This window comes from Methanimicrococcus stummii (genome assembly GCF_032594435.1).
Taxonomy (GTDB): Archaea; Halobacteriota; Methanosarcinia; order Methanosarcinales; family Methanosarcinaceae; genus Methanimicrococcus; species Methanimicrococcus stummii.
On record NZ_CP131062.1, the window covers coordinates 1,449,268 to 1,466,274 of the forward strand.

Annotated in this window: 13 protein-coding genes; 6 read left to right on the forward strand and 7 right to left on the reverse strand. The window is 42.6% G+C overall.

Annotation, left to right across the window (positions count from 1 at the left end):
- Nucleotides 1-12: 12 nt before the first annotated feature.
- Nucleotides 13-828, reverse strand: a complete 816-nt coding sequence (locus MmiEs2_RS06860) for an aspartate dehydrogenase (protein WP_316559130.1) — start codon at nucleotides 826-828, stop codon at nucleotides 13-15.
- A 200-nt stretch (nucleotides 829-1,028) separates the two neighbouring features.
- On the opposite strand from MmiEs2_RS06860, the gene nadC reads away from it, so the two are divergent.
- The 3 genes from nadC to MmiEs2_RS06875 all read left to right on the forward strand — a co-directional run bounded on the left by nadC (nucleotide 1,029) and on the right by MmiEs2_RS06875 (nucleotide 4,774).
- Nucleotides 1,029-1,871 (forward strand): carboxylating nicotinate-nucleotide diphosphorylase, encoded by an 843-nt coding sequence (gene nadC / locus MmiEs2_RS06865; RefSeq protein WP_316559131.1) that lies wholly within the window; start codon nucleotides 1,029-1,031, stop codon nucleotides 1,869-1,871.
- Between the two features lie 171 nt (nucleotides 1,872-2,042).
- Nucleotides 2,043-3,296, forward strand: a complete 1,254-nt coding sequence (locus MmiEs2_RS06870; RefSeq protein WP_316559132.1) for a COG1361 family protein — start codon at nucleotides 2,043-2,045, stop codon at nucleotides 3,294-3,296.
- 350 nt (nucleotides 3,297-3,646) lie between these two features.
- A complete protein-coding gene (locus MmiEs2_RS06875) occupies nucleotides 3,647-4,774 on the forward strand; it encodes an FtsZ/tubulin family protein (RefSeq protein ID WP_316559133.1) in 1,128 nt (375 codons plus the stop codon).
- Between the two features lie 63 nt (nucleotides 4,775-4,837).
- On the opposite strand, the gene MmiEs2_RS06880 is transcribed toward MmiEs2_RS06875, so the two are convergent.
- From MmiEs2_RS06880 to MmiEs2_RS06890, 3 genes are all read right to left on the reverse strand, one after another.
- Nucleotides 4,838-5,473 (reverse strand): GDSL-type esterase/lipase family protein, encoded by a 636-nt coding sequence (locus MmiEs2_RS06880; RefSeq protein ID WP_316559134.1) that lies wholly within the window; start codon nucleotides 5,471-5,473, stop codon nucleotides 4,838-4,840.
- A 154-nt stretch (nucleotides 5,474-5,627) separates the two neighbouring features.
- The gene (locus tag MmiEs2_RS06885; RefSeq protein WP_316559135.1) at nucleotides 5,628-8,783 is read right to left on the reverse strand and encodes a GLUG motif-containing protein; all 3,156 of its coding nucleotides are present in this window, start codon (nucleotides 8,781-8,783) and stop codon (nucleotides 5,628-5,630) included.
- Nucleotides 8,784-9,229: 446 nt separating this feature from the next.
- Nucleotides 9,230-10,798, reverse strand: coding sequence for an MATE family efflux transporter (locus tag MmiEs2_RS06890; RefSeq protein WP_316559136.1), 1,569 nt, complete (start codon nucleotides 10,796-10,798; stop codon nucleotides 9,230-9,232).
- 509 nt (nucleotides 10,799-11,307) lie between these two features.
- On the opposite strand from MmiEs2_RS06890, the gene MmiEs2_RS06895 reads away from it, so the two are divergent.
- Nucleotides 11,308-11,766 carry a 30S ribosomal protein S15 gene (locus MmiEs2_RS06895; protein ID WP_316559137.1) on the forward strand — a complete coding sequence of 153 codons (459 nt, stop codon included), beginning with the start codon at nucleotides 11,308-11,310 and terminating at the stop codon, nucleotides 11,764-11,766.
- Nucleotides 11,767-11,928: 162 nt separating this feature from the next.
- Here the strand turns inward: MmiEs2_RS06895 and MmiEs2_RS06900 are convergent, their stop codons facing one another.
- Nucleotides 11,929-12,777 carry a hypothetical protein gene (locus MmiEs2_RS06900; RefSeq protein ID WP_316559138.1) on the reverse strand — a complete coding sequence of 283 codons (849 nt, stop codon included), beginning with the start codon at nucleotides 12,775-12,777 and terminating at the stop codon, nucleotides 11,929-11,931.
- A gap of 260 nt (nucleotides 12,778-13,037) precedes the next feature.
- Here MmiEs2_RS06900 and MmiEs2_RS06905 point away from each other — a divergent pair, with 260 nt between their 5' ends.
- Nucleotides 13,038-13,883, forward strand: coding sequence for a right-handed parallel beta-helix repeat-containing protein (locus MmiEs2_RS06905; protein ID WP_316559139.1), 846 nt, complete (start codon nucleotides 13,038-13,040; stop codon nucleotides 13,881-13,883).
- A 36-nt stretch (nucleotides 13,884-13,919) separates the two neighbouring features.
- The gene (locus MmiEs2_RS06910) at nucleotides 13,920-15,116 is read left to right on the forward strand and encodes a hypothetical protein (protein WP_316559140.1); all 1,197 of its coding nucleotides are present in this window, start codon (nucleotides 13,920-13,922) and stop codon (nucleotides 15,114-15,116) included.
- A gap of 17 nt (nucleotides 15,117-15,133) precedes the next feature.
- On the opposite strand, the gene hisS is transcribed toward MmiEs2_RS06910, so the two are convergent.
- Nucleotides 15,134-16,381: a histidine--tRNA ligase gene (gene hisS / locus MmiEs2_RS06915; protein ID WP_316559141.1), complete on the reverse strand. Its 1,248-nt coding sequence runs from the start codon at nucleotides 16,379-16,381 to the stop codon at nucleotides 15,134-15,136.
- Nucleotides 16,382-16,426: 45 nt separating this feature from the next.
- Nucleotides 16,427-16,855 (reverse strand): VOC family protein, encoded by a 429-nt coding sequence (locus MmiEs2_RS06920; RefSeq protein ID WP_316559142.1) that lies wholly within the window; start codon nucleotides 16,853-16,855, stop codon nucleotides 16,427-16,429.
- Nucleotides 16,856-17,007 lie beyond the last annotated feature (152 nt).

A 17,007-nucleotide genomic window follows, 5' to 3' on the forward strand; every position in this document is an offset into this window, starting at 1 on the left:
AAAGAAATAAAATCAGACGCCGATTTGCATCGGGTCCGTAATTTTCTTAAGCGTTGAAACAGCGGAAAGCGCCGCCAAGTAACTGGTTTTCGGATTTAGAGGAGACGGTTTGTTTTCAATCATCATCTTCATGTGTCCGAAATCGCCGAAAACTTCCAGCTCGTGAATGTTTTCAGAAATCGTCGGGTCGGCGATAATCCGAACAGCCGTTTTTTCAAAACCGAAGCCGCACAAACTGATTGTCGCGCAAACGTTGACGTTTTTCGGAAAAGCGACAACCGCTTCGGCGGCGGAGCCTTCAAAAACAAGCGTCGGCTCTTTAAGATTCGAGAGGTCGATACTGTTTTCAACAAGATAAGGCGATCCGGCAAGCCCCGAGACCGGTTTTCGCGTGGTAACGGAAACGGAAGACAAGTTTGCGACAGCCGCTGATTTTAAACCGTCGGTTCCGGCGATTGCGCCTGAGGGAACATAAATTTTAGAATTGTTGGCCGCCGCGGCTTCTTTGACTTTTTGATAAAAGTCGGGGTTTTGAAACGCGCCGACGCTGAGAACCATCATGTCAACGCCGTTTTCGGCCGCAGGAAGAGCGTATTTCAAGACAGCATCCTGAGACGCGCACTCGACAATTAAATCGCAAGATTCAATCATTTCTTCAGGCGTGCATTTTTTCGGGTTTCCCGATTTCAAAGATTTTAAAACCGCATTCGCTTTTTCGTCGGAGAAATCAAAAACGCCGAAAAGAACGGCCGGAACCGCACCGGAATCAACGGCGGAACAAATTTGAGTGCCGATGAAACCGCAACCGATGATACCGATTTTAATCATGAATAAAACTTCCTGAAATTGAATAAATAATTTGACTGTTCTGGAATTTCATCTTGTCGTTTCGTGTTATTATTTCTTTTGCTTTGCGCGAAATCGAAGAATTTATAAACGGCCAACGACCAAAAAAATATTTAATTTAAAAAACGGATTATGATTAATTAAATTGAATTTATTTTTACGAACGAAAATGCGGGAAAAAAATGATACTGCAAAAAGAAATTGAACATTTCCTTGAAGAAGATTTAAGAGAAGACGATGTTTCCTGTACGCTTGTCAAGAATCAAAGTGTCAGCGCCGTCATTTTTGTCAAAGAAGACTGTGTTGTTTCAGGTCTTGAAATCGCGTCCGCCATTTTAGATTATATGAAAATCGGATACGTTTTGAAGAAAAATCCGGGAGAAAACGCGAAAGCCGGCGATGTTTTATATGAACTGACCGGCGATTCCGTTTCTGTTTTACGCGCTGAAAGGCTTGTTTTAAACTTTTTGTCTCATTTGTCGGGAATTGCAACCAACACCGCCGGCTACGTCAAAATTGTAAAGGACGCCGCCGGAAACAGCGCGCCGAAAATTGCCGCGACCCGAAAAACAACGCCCGGAATCCGAAAATTCGAAAAGAAAGCCGTGCTTGACGGCGGCGGCGATCCGCACCGCCAAAATCTCTCGGACATGGTCATGATTAAAGACAATCACATTGAAATTATGGGCCTTGAAAATGCGTTTTTGGAAGCGAAACGCCAAACATCGTTTTCGAAAAAAATCGAAATTGAGGCGGATACAAAAGAGCAGGCAACCAAAGCCGCCGAAATCGGCGCGGACATTATTCTTTTGGATAACATGACACCGGATCAAATTCGCGAAACAATCGGCCTGCTGACGGGAAAAAATCTCCGAAACCGCGTTTTAATCGAAGCGTCCGGCGGCATCCGCAAAGAAAATTTAAAAGATTACGCAACGACCGGAATTGATGTCATTTCTCTCAGCGCCGTCACAAATGACGCGGACTGGATTGACGTGGGTTTGGACATCGTCAAAACCGATTAAAACACTGTCGAACCCCGATACTGTGATTGTTGAAAAATCAAAAACATTAAATAAATGAGAATAATGTTAGCATACTCAAAATTAATACATATAGATTATATTACATGAATTATTATAATGACATTAAAAACGAATTTATCCGATACCGAAAAAACATATAGGGGAGTTAATTTGAAATTGATAAAATATGGTGCAGGATTGTTATTCTTCGCATTATGTCTGACGGCGATTATGGTTCCTGCTGCAGCTTACGAAACAACCGAATGGATTGAAGGCAGTGACGGTTACATGGTTAACAATGTTATCATTGAAGCCGGGTCAATCGGTGTCAGTAGCGATGATGACAGCAAAAATGTGTCCGGAAACGTCTCAATCAGCATTTATGAATGGAAAAATGACAACTGGGCTCGCTTGAACGGAACAAAGCTGGGATTGAATCAAACCATGAGTTTTCAGGCGGCTGACGGCAATTATACTGTCAGAGCGATTGATTTCAGAGAAATCGGAAGATTCAACGAAGTTAAACTTGAAATTTGGACAAACGCGAACGTGACAAATTCCGGATACATTGACGGCGGTCATTCCAATGCGGAAGGCGCAGGCCGCCCCGAACTTGTGATTACAAAAGTTATAACGCCGTCGTCCAGCGTTTCCGTTGACGACATTATTACCGTCATGGTTTATGTGAACAACAGCGGTAATTATGACGCGAAAAATGTGACGATTATAGATCCGTATCAGCAAGGATTTTTAATGTCGAATGTGACGATTAACAATACCGTCAATCAGACAATTAACAGAAACACAAACAGCACTTATTTGGCTTATCAATTAAAAGCGGTTGAGCCGGGCACATACACGCTTTCAAAGGCAACCGCGTCAGCCGAAAACAATGTCGGCGGGAAATTCAATTACACGCAAAGCAACGATGCCAAGATTGAAGTCAGCGATTTGGCGGCACTCACTTTTTCAGCCGCACCGATGAGCGGCAACACGGTTGATTATTACACGCGTTCCAAAATCGAAGGAAACATTACAATCCGAAACACCGGAACAATGCCGGCGCAGTATGTCGGAATTGAATTTATACTTCCGGACAACGCGACAATCAGCGGAAAAGACATCACGGTGAACGGCAACAAAGCAACCGTTTACATTGATCAGGTGATGCCGAACAACCAAAGAACAGTGGAATATGCTTTGTCGGCAACGTCTGAAGGTTATTTCGAAGTGCCGATTACATACAATTACACATACAATAACAGCGCGAAAAACGGAACGATTCAAACCGTTTCATACAATTCCGTCGGAAGCAATGCCATCGGCAGTTTCTTGGATTACTGGTATTTGATTTTCATTCCGATTGTTTTGATTCTTGTCGCCGCGCTTTTCCTTTGGAAACGGCATAGAGAATACAAGTTCTGATTTGAGTTAATTTTTGAAATTAACTCTTTTTCTTCTTTTCTTATTCTTTTCTTGAATTATTTTCGTTTTTTCATTTTAATGATTTTTCCGTTTTTTCGTCAATATTCCAAAGAGCGGGAGATTTCGATGTCGTCGTTTGCCGATACGCGGGCGCGAAAGAAACGGTGCTTCTGTTTGCGATATATTGAGAAACGTGCATAAGAAGAATATAAAGAGAGAAGAACAAATATATATACCAAAATTGATAATCATGAAGCAAACTAGTTATAAGTCACAACTTAAAACTTAATTTTTACTTTAAATTTTAATTCTTAAGATATTTTTCATCAGATGATTCGGAGGATTCCATTTTGCTTAACGTTTTACTCGTCGGAAACGGCCAATGCGGCAACAGAATTTTAGATGCCGTCAACAAACACGCCATGAACCGCGGCTCCAATGTCAAAGAAGCCGGCGGCGGCCTTTCAAAATATTTTTCAAAGCATAATTATCAAAGCAATGTTCAAACCATTGCGATTAATACGGCAATCAATGACTTGAAAGAAATGAAGTTTACGAAAGCCAAAGACAGAATCCATATCAAAAACCTTCACGGTGTCGGCGCGAACCGTAACATCGGCAAGGAAGTTTTTGAACAGCAGAAAGGAAACATTTTAAAAGCTATTGAAGACAGAGGCGATTTCGATGTCGCTTTCGTCGTGACGTCGGCATCGGGCGGAACAGGATCTTCTTTTACGCCGCCTTTGATTGAAGAAATCAAAAAATCTCACAATTTCCCGGTTTACGCGCTTGTGATTTTGCCGTTCAGAGAAGAGGGAACGCTCTATTTGCAGAATGCCGCGTTCATGCTCAAAGAACTCAGAGAAGGACCGTGCGACGGCATTATTTTAGCCGACAACCAGTATTTGAAAACAATCGGCGGCAGTGTTCAGGAAGCTTACGACGGCATCAACAGCATGATTGCAAAACGCCTTTTGTTCCTGCTTGACTCTTTGGACAGCGAAATGATGATGGTGACTGACTTGGGCGACTTTAAGACTGTGATGAGCGGCGGCGCGGGTTTGGCGACTGTCGGCTATTACAAGGCTGAAAGTGAAATGCCGATTCGAACCGTTATTCAGAATTGTTTATCACCGCGCGGTTTATTGTTTTCAACCGACGTCTATAAGGAAGGCGGCCGTGCGATGGTCATTTTAAAAGGCGATAAGAAATATTTGAGCATGGAAGAAATTTCAAATGAAGTTGAAAAACTTTCAGGCGCAATCGGCCACGTTTTCAAAGGCGTTATCGTTGAAAACGGCAGTTTGCCGGAAGCGCTTTGTGTTTTAACGCTTAACTCCGCCGAGGAACTTGAATCCCTTTACGAAGGCGCGATTCAGGCAATCGGCATGGAAAAAGACAAGAAAGACCGTGTCAAAAAGAAAAAGGAAATGGAATCGTCGTTCATGACGATTGACGGTATGGATCCGGAATATTAATCCGGATACCGTTTCTTTTTTTTACTTTCTTGTTTATTTAAAAATTAAAATCTGAATTGAAATTCAGAACTCTTTTCGAATAATTTCGGCAATCGCCTTTCCGAGCGCATCGTGTCCTTTTTCATCAAAATGAAGGCCGTCGGTTTCGCTTGCGCCGGCCGCGTTTGCCGAATCCGCCCAAAGGCAGCCGTTTTCTTCGGCAATCATTTTGACGTAATTGCCGTAAACTTTTGATTTTTCAATGCAGGTATCGACGTCGCCGAAAATTTCCTGAAACGGACTTTTTTCGAAATCTTTTGTGATTTTGACGGGTGAAACCAGCAGAATTTTCGGTTTTTTGCCGGGAACGCCGGTCGCGTTTTCGTTTGCAATCGGAATGTAGCGCGCCAGATTTCGGGCAATTCCGAGCGGTGATGCGCCGTATGCGAAATCGTTTGTGCCGAGCATGATAATAATCATATCAAGCGGCGCGTGTGATTTGACGCAGGGCAGGAAATAAGAAATGCCGCAGGCTTCCGGCTCAAACGGAAAAGACATGACGGCGGTTCGTCCGACCAATCCTTCTTCAATAATGTTGAAATTGTCTCCGAGTTCTTTTTTCAAAATGCCGGGCCAGCGGATTTCGGGCGCGAATCGTGTCAGGGTTTTCGGGTCCATGCCCCAGGTGTTTGAATCACCGAAACATAAAATATTATACATTTTTGTCACCGAGGAAGAATTGTTTTCATTGATTTTAAAAATTATGAAGAAAACGAAAAACAGAAAGAAAAACAAAAAAACCCAACAAAACAAGAAACAAAAATGAAAAAAAGAAATGAATAAGCTCAAAGCTTATTCACTAATTTTTAAACTTTTACTCTCGTTTCTTATACAAGTAATAAGCAACGCAGCAAATGACAATAATCAAACCGATTCCGATCAAAAGATACGAAGTCCGATTGATTCCGCCTTCTTCATTCGAAAAACCTGCCAAAATTTTGCGGCTTAATTTTTGATCGTCACCGACATACTTGCCGCCGCTTGACGCGTTTCCGGTCGCAGAGCCTGAACCGGAGTCGCCGGAAATCGGCATTCCGTCAGCACCGAGTTCGCCGTCGCCGCCAAGCGCACCGTCACCAAGAGCACCATCACCGCCAAGTTCACCGTCGCCAAACGCGCCATCGGCACCGGGAGTCGGAGAGCTCGGGTCAACAATTGTGGCGCCGCCTGTACCGCCGCCACCACCGCTTGATTTCGCGGGCGGAACATATGTCGCTGTCAATTTCGGATATTGACCGGCAAGAATAAACCATGTGCTTCCTGCTTTTGAATCGGTTGTGATGTCCCAGCTCGCGGAAACGAGGGGAGAATCACCTTCGTTCAAATAGGTCCCGATTTTCTTCATGTTCGCGGAAGACGTTTCAATTCCAAGGAGAACTAATCCCGAATAAGGCGTTTCAGTGTCAACATCTTCAATAAATTCGTATGAATAAAGACAGTCATCGAGAGCCGCCGGAACATTGGCTGAGCCGCTGATTCCGCCGATTAATGAACTTGCTGTTGCGCCGTCATCAAAGGAGACTTTTCCCGCGAAATAAGAGGATTCAAGAGTTGAAAGCGTAGATAAATCACCGACAAGGCCGCCGACTGTATCATTGGCTTTCACTATGGCTGTTGAATAACAATCCTTAACGGAACTGTCGTCAAACTGGCCGATAAGACCGCCTGCGCTCGTATCGGATGTTACCGAAATGTTGCCGGAGACAAAACATTCCGTAATATCTGTACCGCTGCTGGTAAGACCGAGAAGACCGCCTGCAGACATGCCGCCTGCCGTTATTGAACCATTACCGGAAACAAAGCAGCTTTCAAAAACACTGCCGGTATCATAACCGGAAAGGCCGCCGATATAATCGTCAACCGCACTCAGTAAAATGTTGCCGGAAACAGAACATTTGTCAAAATCATTAAACATGGAACTGCCGACAAGACCGCCGACATAATCGTCACCGATTACTGAAACGGTACCGGAAACGGAACAGTTTTCGATAGAATCATATTTGGCATAACCGGCAAGACCGCCGAGCTCTCGGGAACCGAGAATCGAGATTTTACCTGAAACGGAACAATCAATAAGAGAGCCGTTTTCGACAGAGCCGACAAGACCGCCAACGCCGTTATCCCCATCAATATTATAATTGCTCTGAGACGTTAATGAACAATTCTTCATTAAGAATGTGTCAGGAGAATTAAGAGAAACATTTCCGACTAAAGCGCCGATTTCATCACGACCTGAAGAAAGTTCATCAATTGTCAAATTGGATTTCAAAACAACTTTGACATTTTGAATGACGATTTCTTTATCCCAGCCTGTTTTACCAACCGTTCCAAACAAACCGAATCCGCGGCTGTTAACGATTTCAGAATTATCAAGAGTCGTCGTTCCCGATGAACTTGCAAAAGTAATGGAATTTCCCTGGCCGTCAAAAGTTCCGAGGAACGGTTCGCTTTGATTGCCGATTGTTTTCCATGTGTTGTCGGTGATTGTGATGTTTTTGGTTAAAACATAATCTCCGTCCGGTGTGTAATTATAACCTTTTAAAGGATTATATTCGCCGGAGCCGATTAATTTAAGTTCGTCAACGGAAGAGATCTGAACAATTCTGTCAAACGCATAAAGATAAGGATACCCTCCTTCATTAATAATCCAAGCTTTAGAAGCGTCTTTGCCTTCAGAAATAAACCAACCTGCACTTTCATAAGTTTCAATTTTCTTCATATCAGCGGAAGAAACTCCTGTACCACGAACTATTTCTTCTCCATTAGTGGCATCAACAGAGTCGCTTAAATAAATACAGCCATTAACCGTTCCTCCGGAAAAGCCGACGATCCCGCCAATTTTTGAGCCCGGATCTGCTCCACTGTCAAGGGAAATAGTTCCTGCAAAATAACTGTTTGAAATATTAACATTACCGGACTTGGAAAAACCGACAATCCCACCGGCTGCTAAATCGCCTGCTTCAACGTCACATAAAGAATAGCAATCCGAAATGTTAAGAGAAGATGGGGAATCGACATAACCGACCAAACCACTGGAACGACCAACAGAAACAACTTTACCTTCAGCATAGCAATTTGAAATTGATGATGTAGAGGTAATATAGCCAACAAGGCCGCCTGCGGCATAATCAGTGTCTTTTTTTGTAACAGTACAATCAGCATAAGAATTATTGATTTTTCCACCATAATCTCCGACTAAACCACCAATGGACCTCTCACCGGAAACAGTTCCTGTTGCATAACAATTATCAATAATGGTTCCACGGGCGCTGCCGATTAAACCTCCGGCAGAAAGACTACTACCGTCAACGTTGCCTGAAAAGGAACAACCTGTAAGAGTAACATTTCCGGGAAAAATATAACCAATAAGGCCGCCAACAAATTGAGAATTGCCGATTACAGAAACAGAACCGGATGAATCGGAAATAGAACAGTTTTTAAAAACAGCAGCGGAATCAACTCTACCGACAAGACCGCCAAAACTATTACCGCCTTCTATTTTAAAATCCCCATCAGATGTTAATGAACAATTCTCCATTGAAAAAGGATAAGATGAACTGCCGTTGACAATTCCGACTAAAGATCCGAAATTGGACCCGCTTTTCAAATTCGATTCAAGAACAAGATTAACATTTTTAATTTCAACTTTTTTATTCCGATCAGGACGGCCAACTTTGCCGAATAAACCGTAACCATCCTCTTGGATACGGCCGGGACTATCAAAACCCACATAAGCTCCTGAACTTTCAAAAATGATTGACTTGTTATTACCGTCAAAAGTTCCGAAGAACGGACTGCTGGTATTACCGATAGGCGCCCACGTATCGGTAATTGTAATATCATTCATCAGAATGTAGTCGCCATCTAACGGATAAGAACCGTGATTTCCAATCTTTTCAAGATCGGCAATCGATGAAATCGGAATCTGAGCAGCGCATGCGGCCGATGTGAAAAAGAGCAGCAGAACCATTGCCGCTAAAAAGAAATATTTAGAAAAATGCTTTACCTGAGAAGGAGACGTACCCCCCCCCCGATTGACGAAAACGCAATCGGTTGACAGTGTTCGCGAGAGCGAACGGAATGATTTGTCAACATAATAATTCCCAACCTTAAATTATTTAATAACCAATTATAGATAGCCGAGACTATCATAATTATAAAGTACAGTTAGTATTTGATAAATAATTTTTCATTGGAAAAATAAAAATTGAGTTGCAATAAGAAACGGGTTTCAATAAAGATGAATTTCAAAAAGTTTCAACGTAGACGAATTTCAATGAAATGAATTTCAAAAAATGAGACAATGAAATGAATTTCAAAAAAATGAAAAAAGATTCCGGATTCAGCGAAGAAATTCAAGTTTTCGCGGAGTTCCGGAAATTTTGATTTGATTTTAGTTATTAATTTTAACTTAATTTAATTCCTGTTTTCAGAAACTGTCGGCTTCGGGTAAAGCTTTTTCAAATCATGAATGACGTAGTTGCCGAAGACAAAACTGATAATCATGACTAAGAAGTCGCCGACAAGCGCGCCGATCCAAATGCCGAGCAGTCCCATTCCGAAATGAATGCCCAAAATGTAGGCGATCGGAACTTCAAAGATGAAAGCGCGAATCAGCGTCAGAATCAAGGATGAGAATCCCATCTTCAGGCCCTGAAGCATGGAAGACGTCAGGATGTTTGCCGGCAGGAACAGGAAGAGCAGCGACATAACCCGAAGGAATTCAGCGATATCGGCTTGCAGATAAATGGATTCTCCGGTTGCGAAAATGGCGGCGATCGGATCGGCAAAGACGAAAACGATTGCGGCAATAATCAGCTCCAAAACCAAACCGATTTGAATACCGAAATAATAAACGGATTTGAGTTTTTTGATATCGCGGCTGCCGTAGGAGATGCCGGCCATTGTGGTCATACCGGTTGCAAGTCCGAGCATCGGCATAATTCCGATGGAAATGATACGCCAGCCCGTGCTGTAAATAGCGGCGCCATCCGTTCCGCCGACGTTTAAGACAATCGCGTTTAACAAAACGGTGGAAATGGACATCGTCAGCTGAGAAATGGTCGCAGGAATGCCGACAATAATAATATCGCGAATCACCGGCCATTCAAATCTGAATCCCTTGAATCCGATTGTGACATACGTTTTCTTCTGAATCAAAAGCCAGTACATAATCATCGCTGTTGAGACGCTGAAAGACAAAACGCTGGCGTAAGCCGCGCCGTTGACACCGAGTCCGAGACCCCAGTCATAAATGAAAATCGGGTCGAGAATCATGTTCAAAACCGCGCCGACAATCGTTGCAAACATCGTTTTCTTGCTGTTGCCTTCGCTGTTCAAAAGAGAATTGCCGACGTTGAGCAGGAAAATTGAAAACGAACAATAAATGAACGGGTTCATGTAACCGGCCGTTGTCGCCGCAAGAGACGCGTCTGCGCCCATCAGCGCAAAAACAGGTTCCATTAAAGGAACAGCCAGCCAAGAAATAAAACTTAAAATAATCGCGAAAATAATCGCGTGCGTCGCGAATTTATCGGCCTGTTTTTTATTTTTAGAGCCGATTGCTCGTGAAACCGCAGACCCTGCACCGACACCGATGCCGGTTGCAATCGCCATTAAAGCCATGAAGAACGGGAAAGCCAATCCGACCGCCGCCAACGCTTCCGCGCCGATTCCGGCCACCCAAAACGTATCGACAAGATTGTAAATGGATTCAAAAAACAGCGCGATCATGACGGGAATGGAAACTTTGACCATTGCTTTTTTCGGGTTCCCGAGCAGATTTTCAACGCCTTTTGTCATCTTGCCGATTCCACCGGAACCGCCCGATTCTGTCGGCGCTCCGCCGGCATCGTTCGGATCAGGGCTCCCGATTTCGGAAGTGTTTACAGCCGCGTTTGGCTGCGTCGGAGTGGAGGGGGACTCTGCCGGTCCCTCGGAAGATGGAGAATCCTCCGGTTGAGAGTGATTGTTTTGATTTTTCATAAATAATACCTCAAGAGAGATGAAAAGTTTTCGACAAAAACAGATTGATAAAAAGTATCAAAAACCTGATGCCGATAAAGCCGCAATAAAAGAAAAATGGAATGAAACGGCTTAACCAACTCACAAATACAGAGGAACTATATAAAAGTTCGTTCAAAATTAAAATGATGCGGCGGCTTTGCGCTTACAAAATAAATAAGCAAGGAAATGCGTGAATAATTAATTAAAATTGAGTCAAAATATAATATGAAATTAATCAAACGAATCGGAATTTTACAAATTACGAAACGACCGCGTTCACGCGCGCAGCGGCACAGCAAAAAGAAACTGCCGAAAATTTATATACCATATCGCTGTTTTGAGTTGTGCGAATTTTGATTCAATAGATTTTATCACTTTTTGATTTTATCATTTTGAATTATTTTCGACACAATAACACGCGAAGAAATATCGGTTTCCACGGAAACGCAAACGGTATTTTGAAGTAACGGTTATCAGAGGTTGATATTATGGCAAAAATGCACACAAAGAGAAAAGGTAAGTCCGGCTCAAAGAAGCCGCTCAGAACCGAAGTTCCTGAATGGTCAAACATTTCCGCAGAAGATGTGACAAGCATCATTTTAGACATGTGGAAACAGGGTATCCCGACAAGCCAGATCGGCATGTTTTTAAGAGACCAGTACGGTGTCGGCGACGTTAAATTGCTCACCGGCAAAAAAATTACTCAGATCTTAAAAGACAACGAAGTCGCGCCCCACCTTCCGGAAGACTTAACCAACTTGATTGTCAAAGCGCTCAGACTCAGAAAGCACTTGACAGCCAACAAACACGACCTTCACAACAAAAGATCTCTTCAGTTAACTGAATCCAAGATCAGAAGACTCGTGAAATACTACCACAACACAAAAGTTCTGCCGATGGACTGGGTCTACAAGCCCGACACCGCAGAAATGATGTTGAGCAGATAATTTCTGCCAACTTTTTAATTTTAAAATAATTTTTCAATTCATTTTAAAATTAAAATTTTTAAAAAATAATAAGCGCTTTTCAAAAGCGCTCATATTTTCTTTTTTCAAAAATTAAAATGAATGAGCGAAGCGTTTGTTTACAAATATTTGCATCATAAACACTCATTCGTGTGCCGTTTGCCGGCCGGATTTTTTCTTTTGCTCTTTAATCTTTTTGACGCGAAGCCAAATGTAAGAAATCAAAAGCATAAGGTAAACTTTGCTCGCTAAAACGCTTGTTGCGAAGTCCGCGCCGGTTTTTATAGAAACGGCATTTCCGCGGCTGTTTAAAATGATGTCGCCCAAAGCCGTCAGATCGTAATCGCCGACAGCTCTTGCCGTGAACGCCCAGCCGAACAAAAGCATGCCGATGAACATCGGAACGCTGAAATAAGTCTGGAGCTTTTTCCAAGTTTTGGGTTTCATTTGCTTTCGAATAAATTTAAAAGACGTCAGCCAAGGCAGCAAAATCAAAATTAAAATAATTGGCCCGATAATTCCGAAAGCCAAAACCGTCAGATTAAAACTGCCTTCGTAGCTGCCGTCTAAATATTCCATCGCATTGCTGAGCCGCATAAACCCGTGAGCGACAAGCAAAGTCGCGCCGATAATCGACAATTCGGATCGAATTTGATACAAATGAATCACTGTTTTGGTTTTCGGCAAAACACCGATGAACATGACAATTGTAATGAGTCCGATACCAAACGGCGCGAAAAGATCAAGCGTGCGGAAAAGTCCCATAATATCCGAAACCCAAGTGCCGGACAAACCCAACACTTGCGTCACCCGAATGTCAAACAAAACACGGATTAAACCGAAAAGACCATACCAAACAAACATGGCCGCCGGATAAATGTAAAACACAAGCGGATATTTTTTAATTTGTTTTCTGAAAATCAGAGCAAAAACCAAAGAAATCAAAATTCCTTTAACAACCGTCGGAATTCCGAACCACAAATACGCATTCAAAAAATCATTGATGCTGTAAATAAAATTTAAAACAGTTTCTAAAATACATAAGCCTCCTGATAAGTTATCTTATTTTAGAAAGTAAATCAATTATAATAATTGTTCGGTTATACGAATGTTTTAAGTTATGACGAATATAATAAGTTGTGACGAAAATTAAAAACAGAAAACGTTGACCGAAAACGGAATGAACAAAATATATATAGAAAATATTCAATTAGTTCGTTTATAAAATTTAACGGCATAATATAGGCAAAAAAATGGATGAAAAAATAAAATCAGTTGTAATATTGTTCCTGCTCTTGACCGGACTCGCTTTTGCAACCAGTCCGGCTGCGGCGGCGACAATCGAAGTTAATGATGAAACAGCGCTGAAAAGCGCGTTCTTGTCAGCGGTTTCCGGAGATGAAATCGTTTTAAAAAATGACATAACCATCACGACAGGCGGCAGCATTAACTTGAAGGCTTATTGGAGCACTGCTGAAAATGTCATTACGGTAAAATCCGACAGCGACGCCGAACGGACAATTACGGGAAATGCTGATTTTAAAATAAATTTAACAAATTCAAACAACAACACGAAACTCGTTTTTGAAAATGTTGTGATTGACGGAAACGGAAAAAAAGGCGGAATTGAAATTGCCGGAAGCCATCCGCTTTTAAATCGCCCGCGCAATATTAAAATCGACGGTGCTCAGATTAAAAATTTTAATTCATCCGGTTTTCGGATCGACTTTGCCGACAATATTTTTTTGATTAATGTAACCGCGGAAAACTGCACGAAAACAGGAACAAGTGTTTTTGATCAGGGAAACGGCGCAGGAATCAGCATCAGCAACAGTTCGGCTAAGATTGAAAATTCGTTGATTAAAGACAATATCATCAAAGGATACGGAAACGGCAGCGGTGTTTATGCAAGAGAAGCAACCGTTGAAATTAACGGAAATACGTTTATTCAAAACAATACGATAATATCAGACGGTCCGAATGCAGGAGCCGGGATTTATTCCATAATGGGAACATTAAACATTTCCGGAAACACGACCGTTCTTAAAAATGAAATGATTCGAAATTCGAATGAAATTACCCTTGGCGGCGGCGTTTAGGTAGTCGGATCAACCCTCAATATTTATGACAATGTTTTGATTTCCGAAAATATTGCAGAATTGGGAGGAGGAATCGCATCAGATTCATCAAATGTTAATATTTACGGCAACGCTTCGATTCATAAAAATGAAGCCGTTCGCCCGGATTCTTATTCAGGAATTATCGGTGGCGGCGGTCTCTTTACCAGAGGCGGAAACCGAATTAAGATTTATGAAAACGCTTCATTTACCGAAAACAAGCATATTGACAAAGGACGAAATAACGGCGGCGGCGGTGCCATTTTTTCAGACAGTGTTGCTTCTTTTGAAATTTATGATAACGCCCGAATCGAAAACAACAGCGCGTATCAAGGCGGCGGAATTTGCATTTCCGCAACGAACGCAATCACTCAAATTCGCGGAAATGTTTCCATTAACGGAAATACGGCCGATAAGGGCGGCGGCATTTTTTTGCTGAACGCCAAAATTCAATTTTCAGGAAATGACGGAGACGTTATTGAAATCAGCCGCAATTACGCAAAAGACGGCGGCGGCATTTACACATCCGACATCAAAAGAATTACCGAAACAGGAAACGGCCTTTTATTGTTTAAATCCAATTCCGCCGACACCGGCCGTTTGTGGAATTTTACGGACATGCCGCTGGACACCGCCCAGGATTATGCTGTCGACGCCTACCAATACATGGCAGCGGTGACCTCCACGGTTCCGTTTACAAACCCGCATAACAATTTTGACATCGTTTTCGGCAGCGGTTTGACTGTTTACCCGGCTTTGATTGAAATTGAATATTTCAAAGATGAGAAAGCCGCTTACAATTCACTCGGAAATGAGTCTTTCACTTTCTGTTTGTATGAAGAATTAAACGAATCCGTGATTGCTGCGGCACTCGGAATCGGCTGGGAAGACATTTACATTCCGACCGACTACGATTCGGGAGAATTGATTGAAAGCTTGCCGATTGTTCCCACGACAGACATAAAATTGAATGTTTTGTATCTTGAAACGAAACCGCCCGAAACACCACCCGGCGGATCCAACACGACCGCCAATGTAACCGTCACGGAAACGGTTCAGCCTTCAGCGCCGGTTCAGCCGCCACACGTTCAGGAAGAGCAAACCGGATACGAAACGCCGGTTCAGGGCGGTATTCTTGTCATTTTATTATTTATGATCGCGGTTGCATGTTACGTTTTCGTTGAAAAAAGAGAAAATGAAAACGACGAACAATAAATTATAAAAATAAAAAATCAGGAGAATTTGGAAATTAAATCTTCCAAATTCAATGAAACCTGTTCACCGGATTTCATATCTTTTAAAGACAGAAGTCCGGATTCAAGCTCTTTTTCGCCGATGATTAAAACATAATTTGCGCCGATAGTGTTTGCATATTCCATCTGCGCTTTGAAATTGCGGCCCATGAGATCGGTTAAAACAATCACACGCGAGCGAAGTATTCCGGCGATTTCAATTCCGTCTATTTGGGTTTCGGATTTTGTAATGAGCGCGACGGTTTCGGGTTTTTCGGCAGGAATGTCACAAATTTCCATGATTCTGTCAAAGCCGATTCCGAATCCGGTTGAGACGACATCGCCGCCGCCGAAGAGTGAAATGAGTTTGTAAGAGCCGCCGCCGCAAATTTGTTTTTGCGCGCCGAGTCCTTCGGCATAAACCTCAAAAACTGTTCCCGTGTAATAATCCAAACCGCGCGCGACACCGAAATTAACCGTGTAATCCGTCACACCGTAAGCGGAAAGGAGTGTCAGCATTTTTTCAAACGCGTTAAGCTCGGGCAGGTCGCCGACGACTGCGCGCGCGCCTGCAACTGCCGCAAATCCGTCTTTGCCGGAAAGCAAAACGGTTTTATGAATTTTATCAATCAAGTCAGCGGAAACCGATAAGTCGCTGAGATAAGCGTCTAAATTTTCATACTCTTTTTTGTCGATGAACCGCATAATCTGATCGGAAACAGCCGACTCGGTTGTGATTTGAGAAATCAGATGTCTGAGAACGGACAAGTTTCCGATGTTGAGATCGCCTTTGATGCCGACCGCAGCAATCATTGTCATCGCAAGCGCGATGACTTCCGCGTCGGCCTCAGGTTTGCTGCTGCCGATGAGCTCTGCGCCGAACTGCCAAAACTCTCTGTAGCGTCCTTTTTGCGGGCGTTCGTAGCGGAAACAATTTTCGAAATAAAAGAGTTTAATCGGTCTTGAAAAAGATTGCATTTCATTGACGTACGCGCGCATAACGGGCGCGGTCAGTTCGGGGCGAAGCGTCATTTCACGGTCGCCTTTGTCGGTAAAATTGTAAAGTTCGCCGATGATTCCCTGGCCGGATTTGAGCGTGAAAAGTTCAAGCTCTTCAAATGTCGGCGTGACGACTTCGCCGTAACCCCATTTTTGAATGACGGCGCGAAGTTTCGATTCAACGGCGCGCCTTTTTGCCATTTCCTCCGGCAGAAAGTCGCGCGTTCCTCTTGGTTTTGAAATTGTCATAATGAAAAATCCTGAGATGAATAATGAATAAAATGAATTGAATAATTATTTCCACTTGATGCCGTCTTCCCAAATGATTTGCCATGTGATTCCGAATTTGTCAACAAGCATTCCGTAAAGAGCGGCGTAAAAAGTTTCCTGCAATTCCATTGAAACCATTCCGCCTTCGCTTAAACGGGCAAAAACAGTTTGAATTTCTTCTTTATCTTTGCTTCCGAAAACCAAAGTGACATTGTTTCCGATAATTGTTTCAAATTCGGGCGGCATGTCGCAAAACATAACATTCGTGCCGCCGATTTCCATATCGCAATACATCACAATCGTCTTCATTTCATCCGAAATTTGAAAATTCGGATCAGACGGCATGTCCCCGTAAGTTGAAAAATCAGGAACATCTTTGCCGAAAGCTTTCGCGTAAAATGTCACCGCCTCGCGGCAGTTACCGTCAAAATTAATGTAAGCGCTGAATGTCATATTTTTCCTTCTTGAAATGCTGAGAGAGTGAAATTAAGGTAATGAATTAAAATAATGAAATTAATGATAGAAATTCAAAATAAAATATTGAAAGAATAAAAGATTCAAGGACAGAATAAATTAAAAATCTTGTGACGAACAAAACTTGCCGC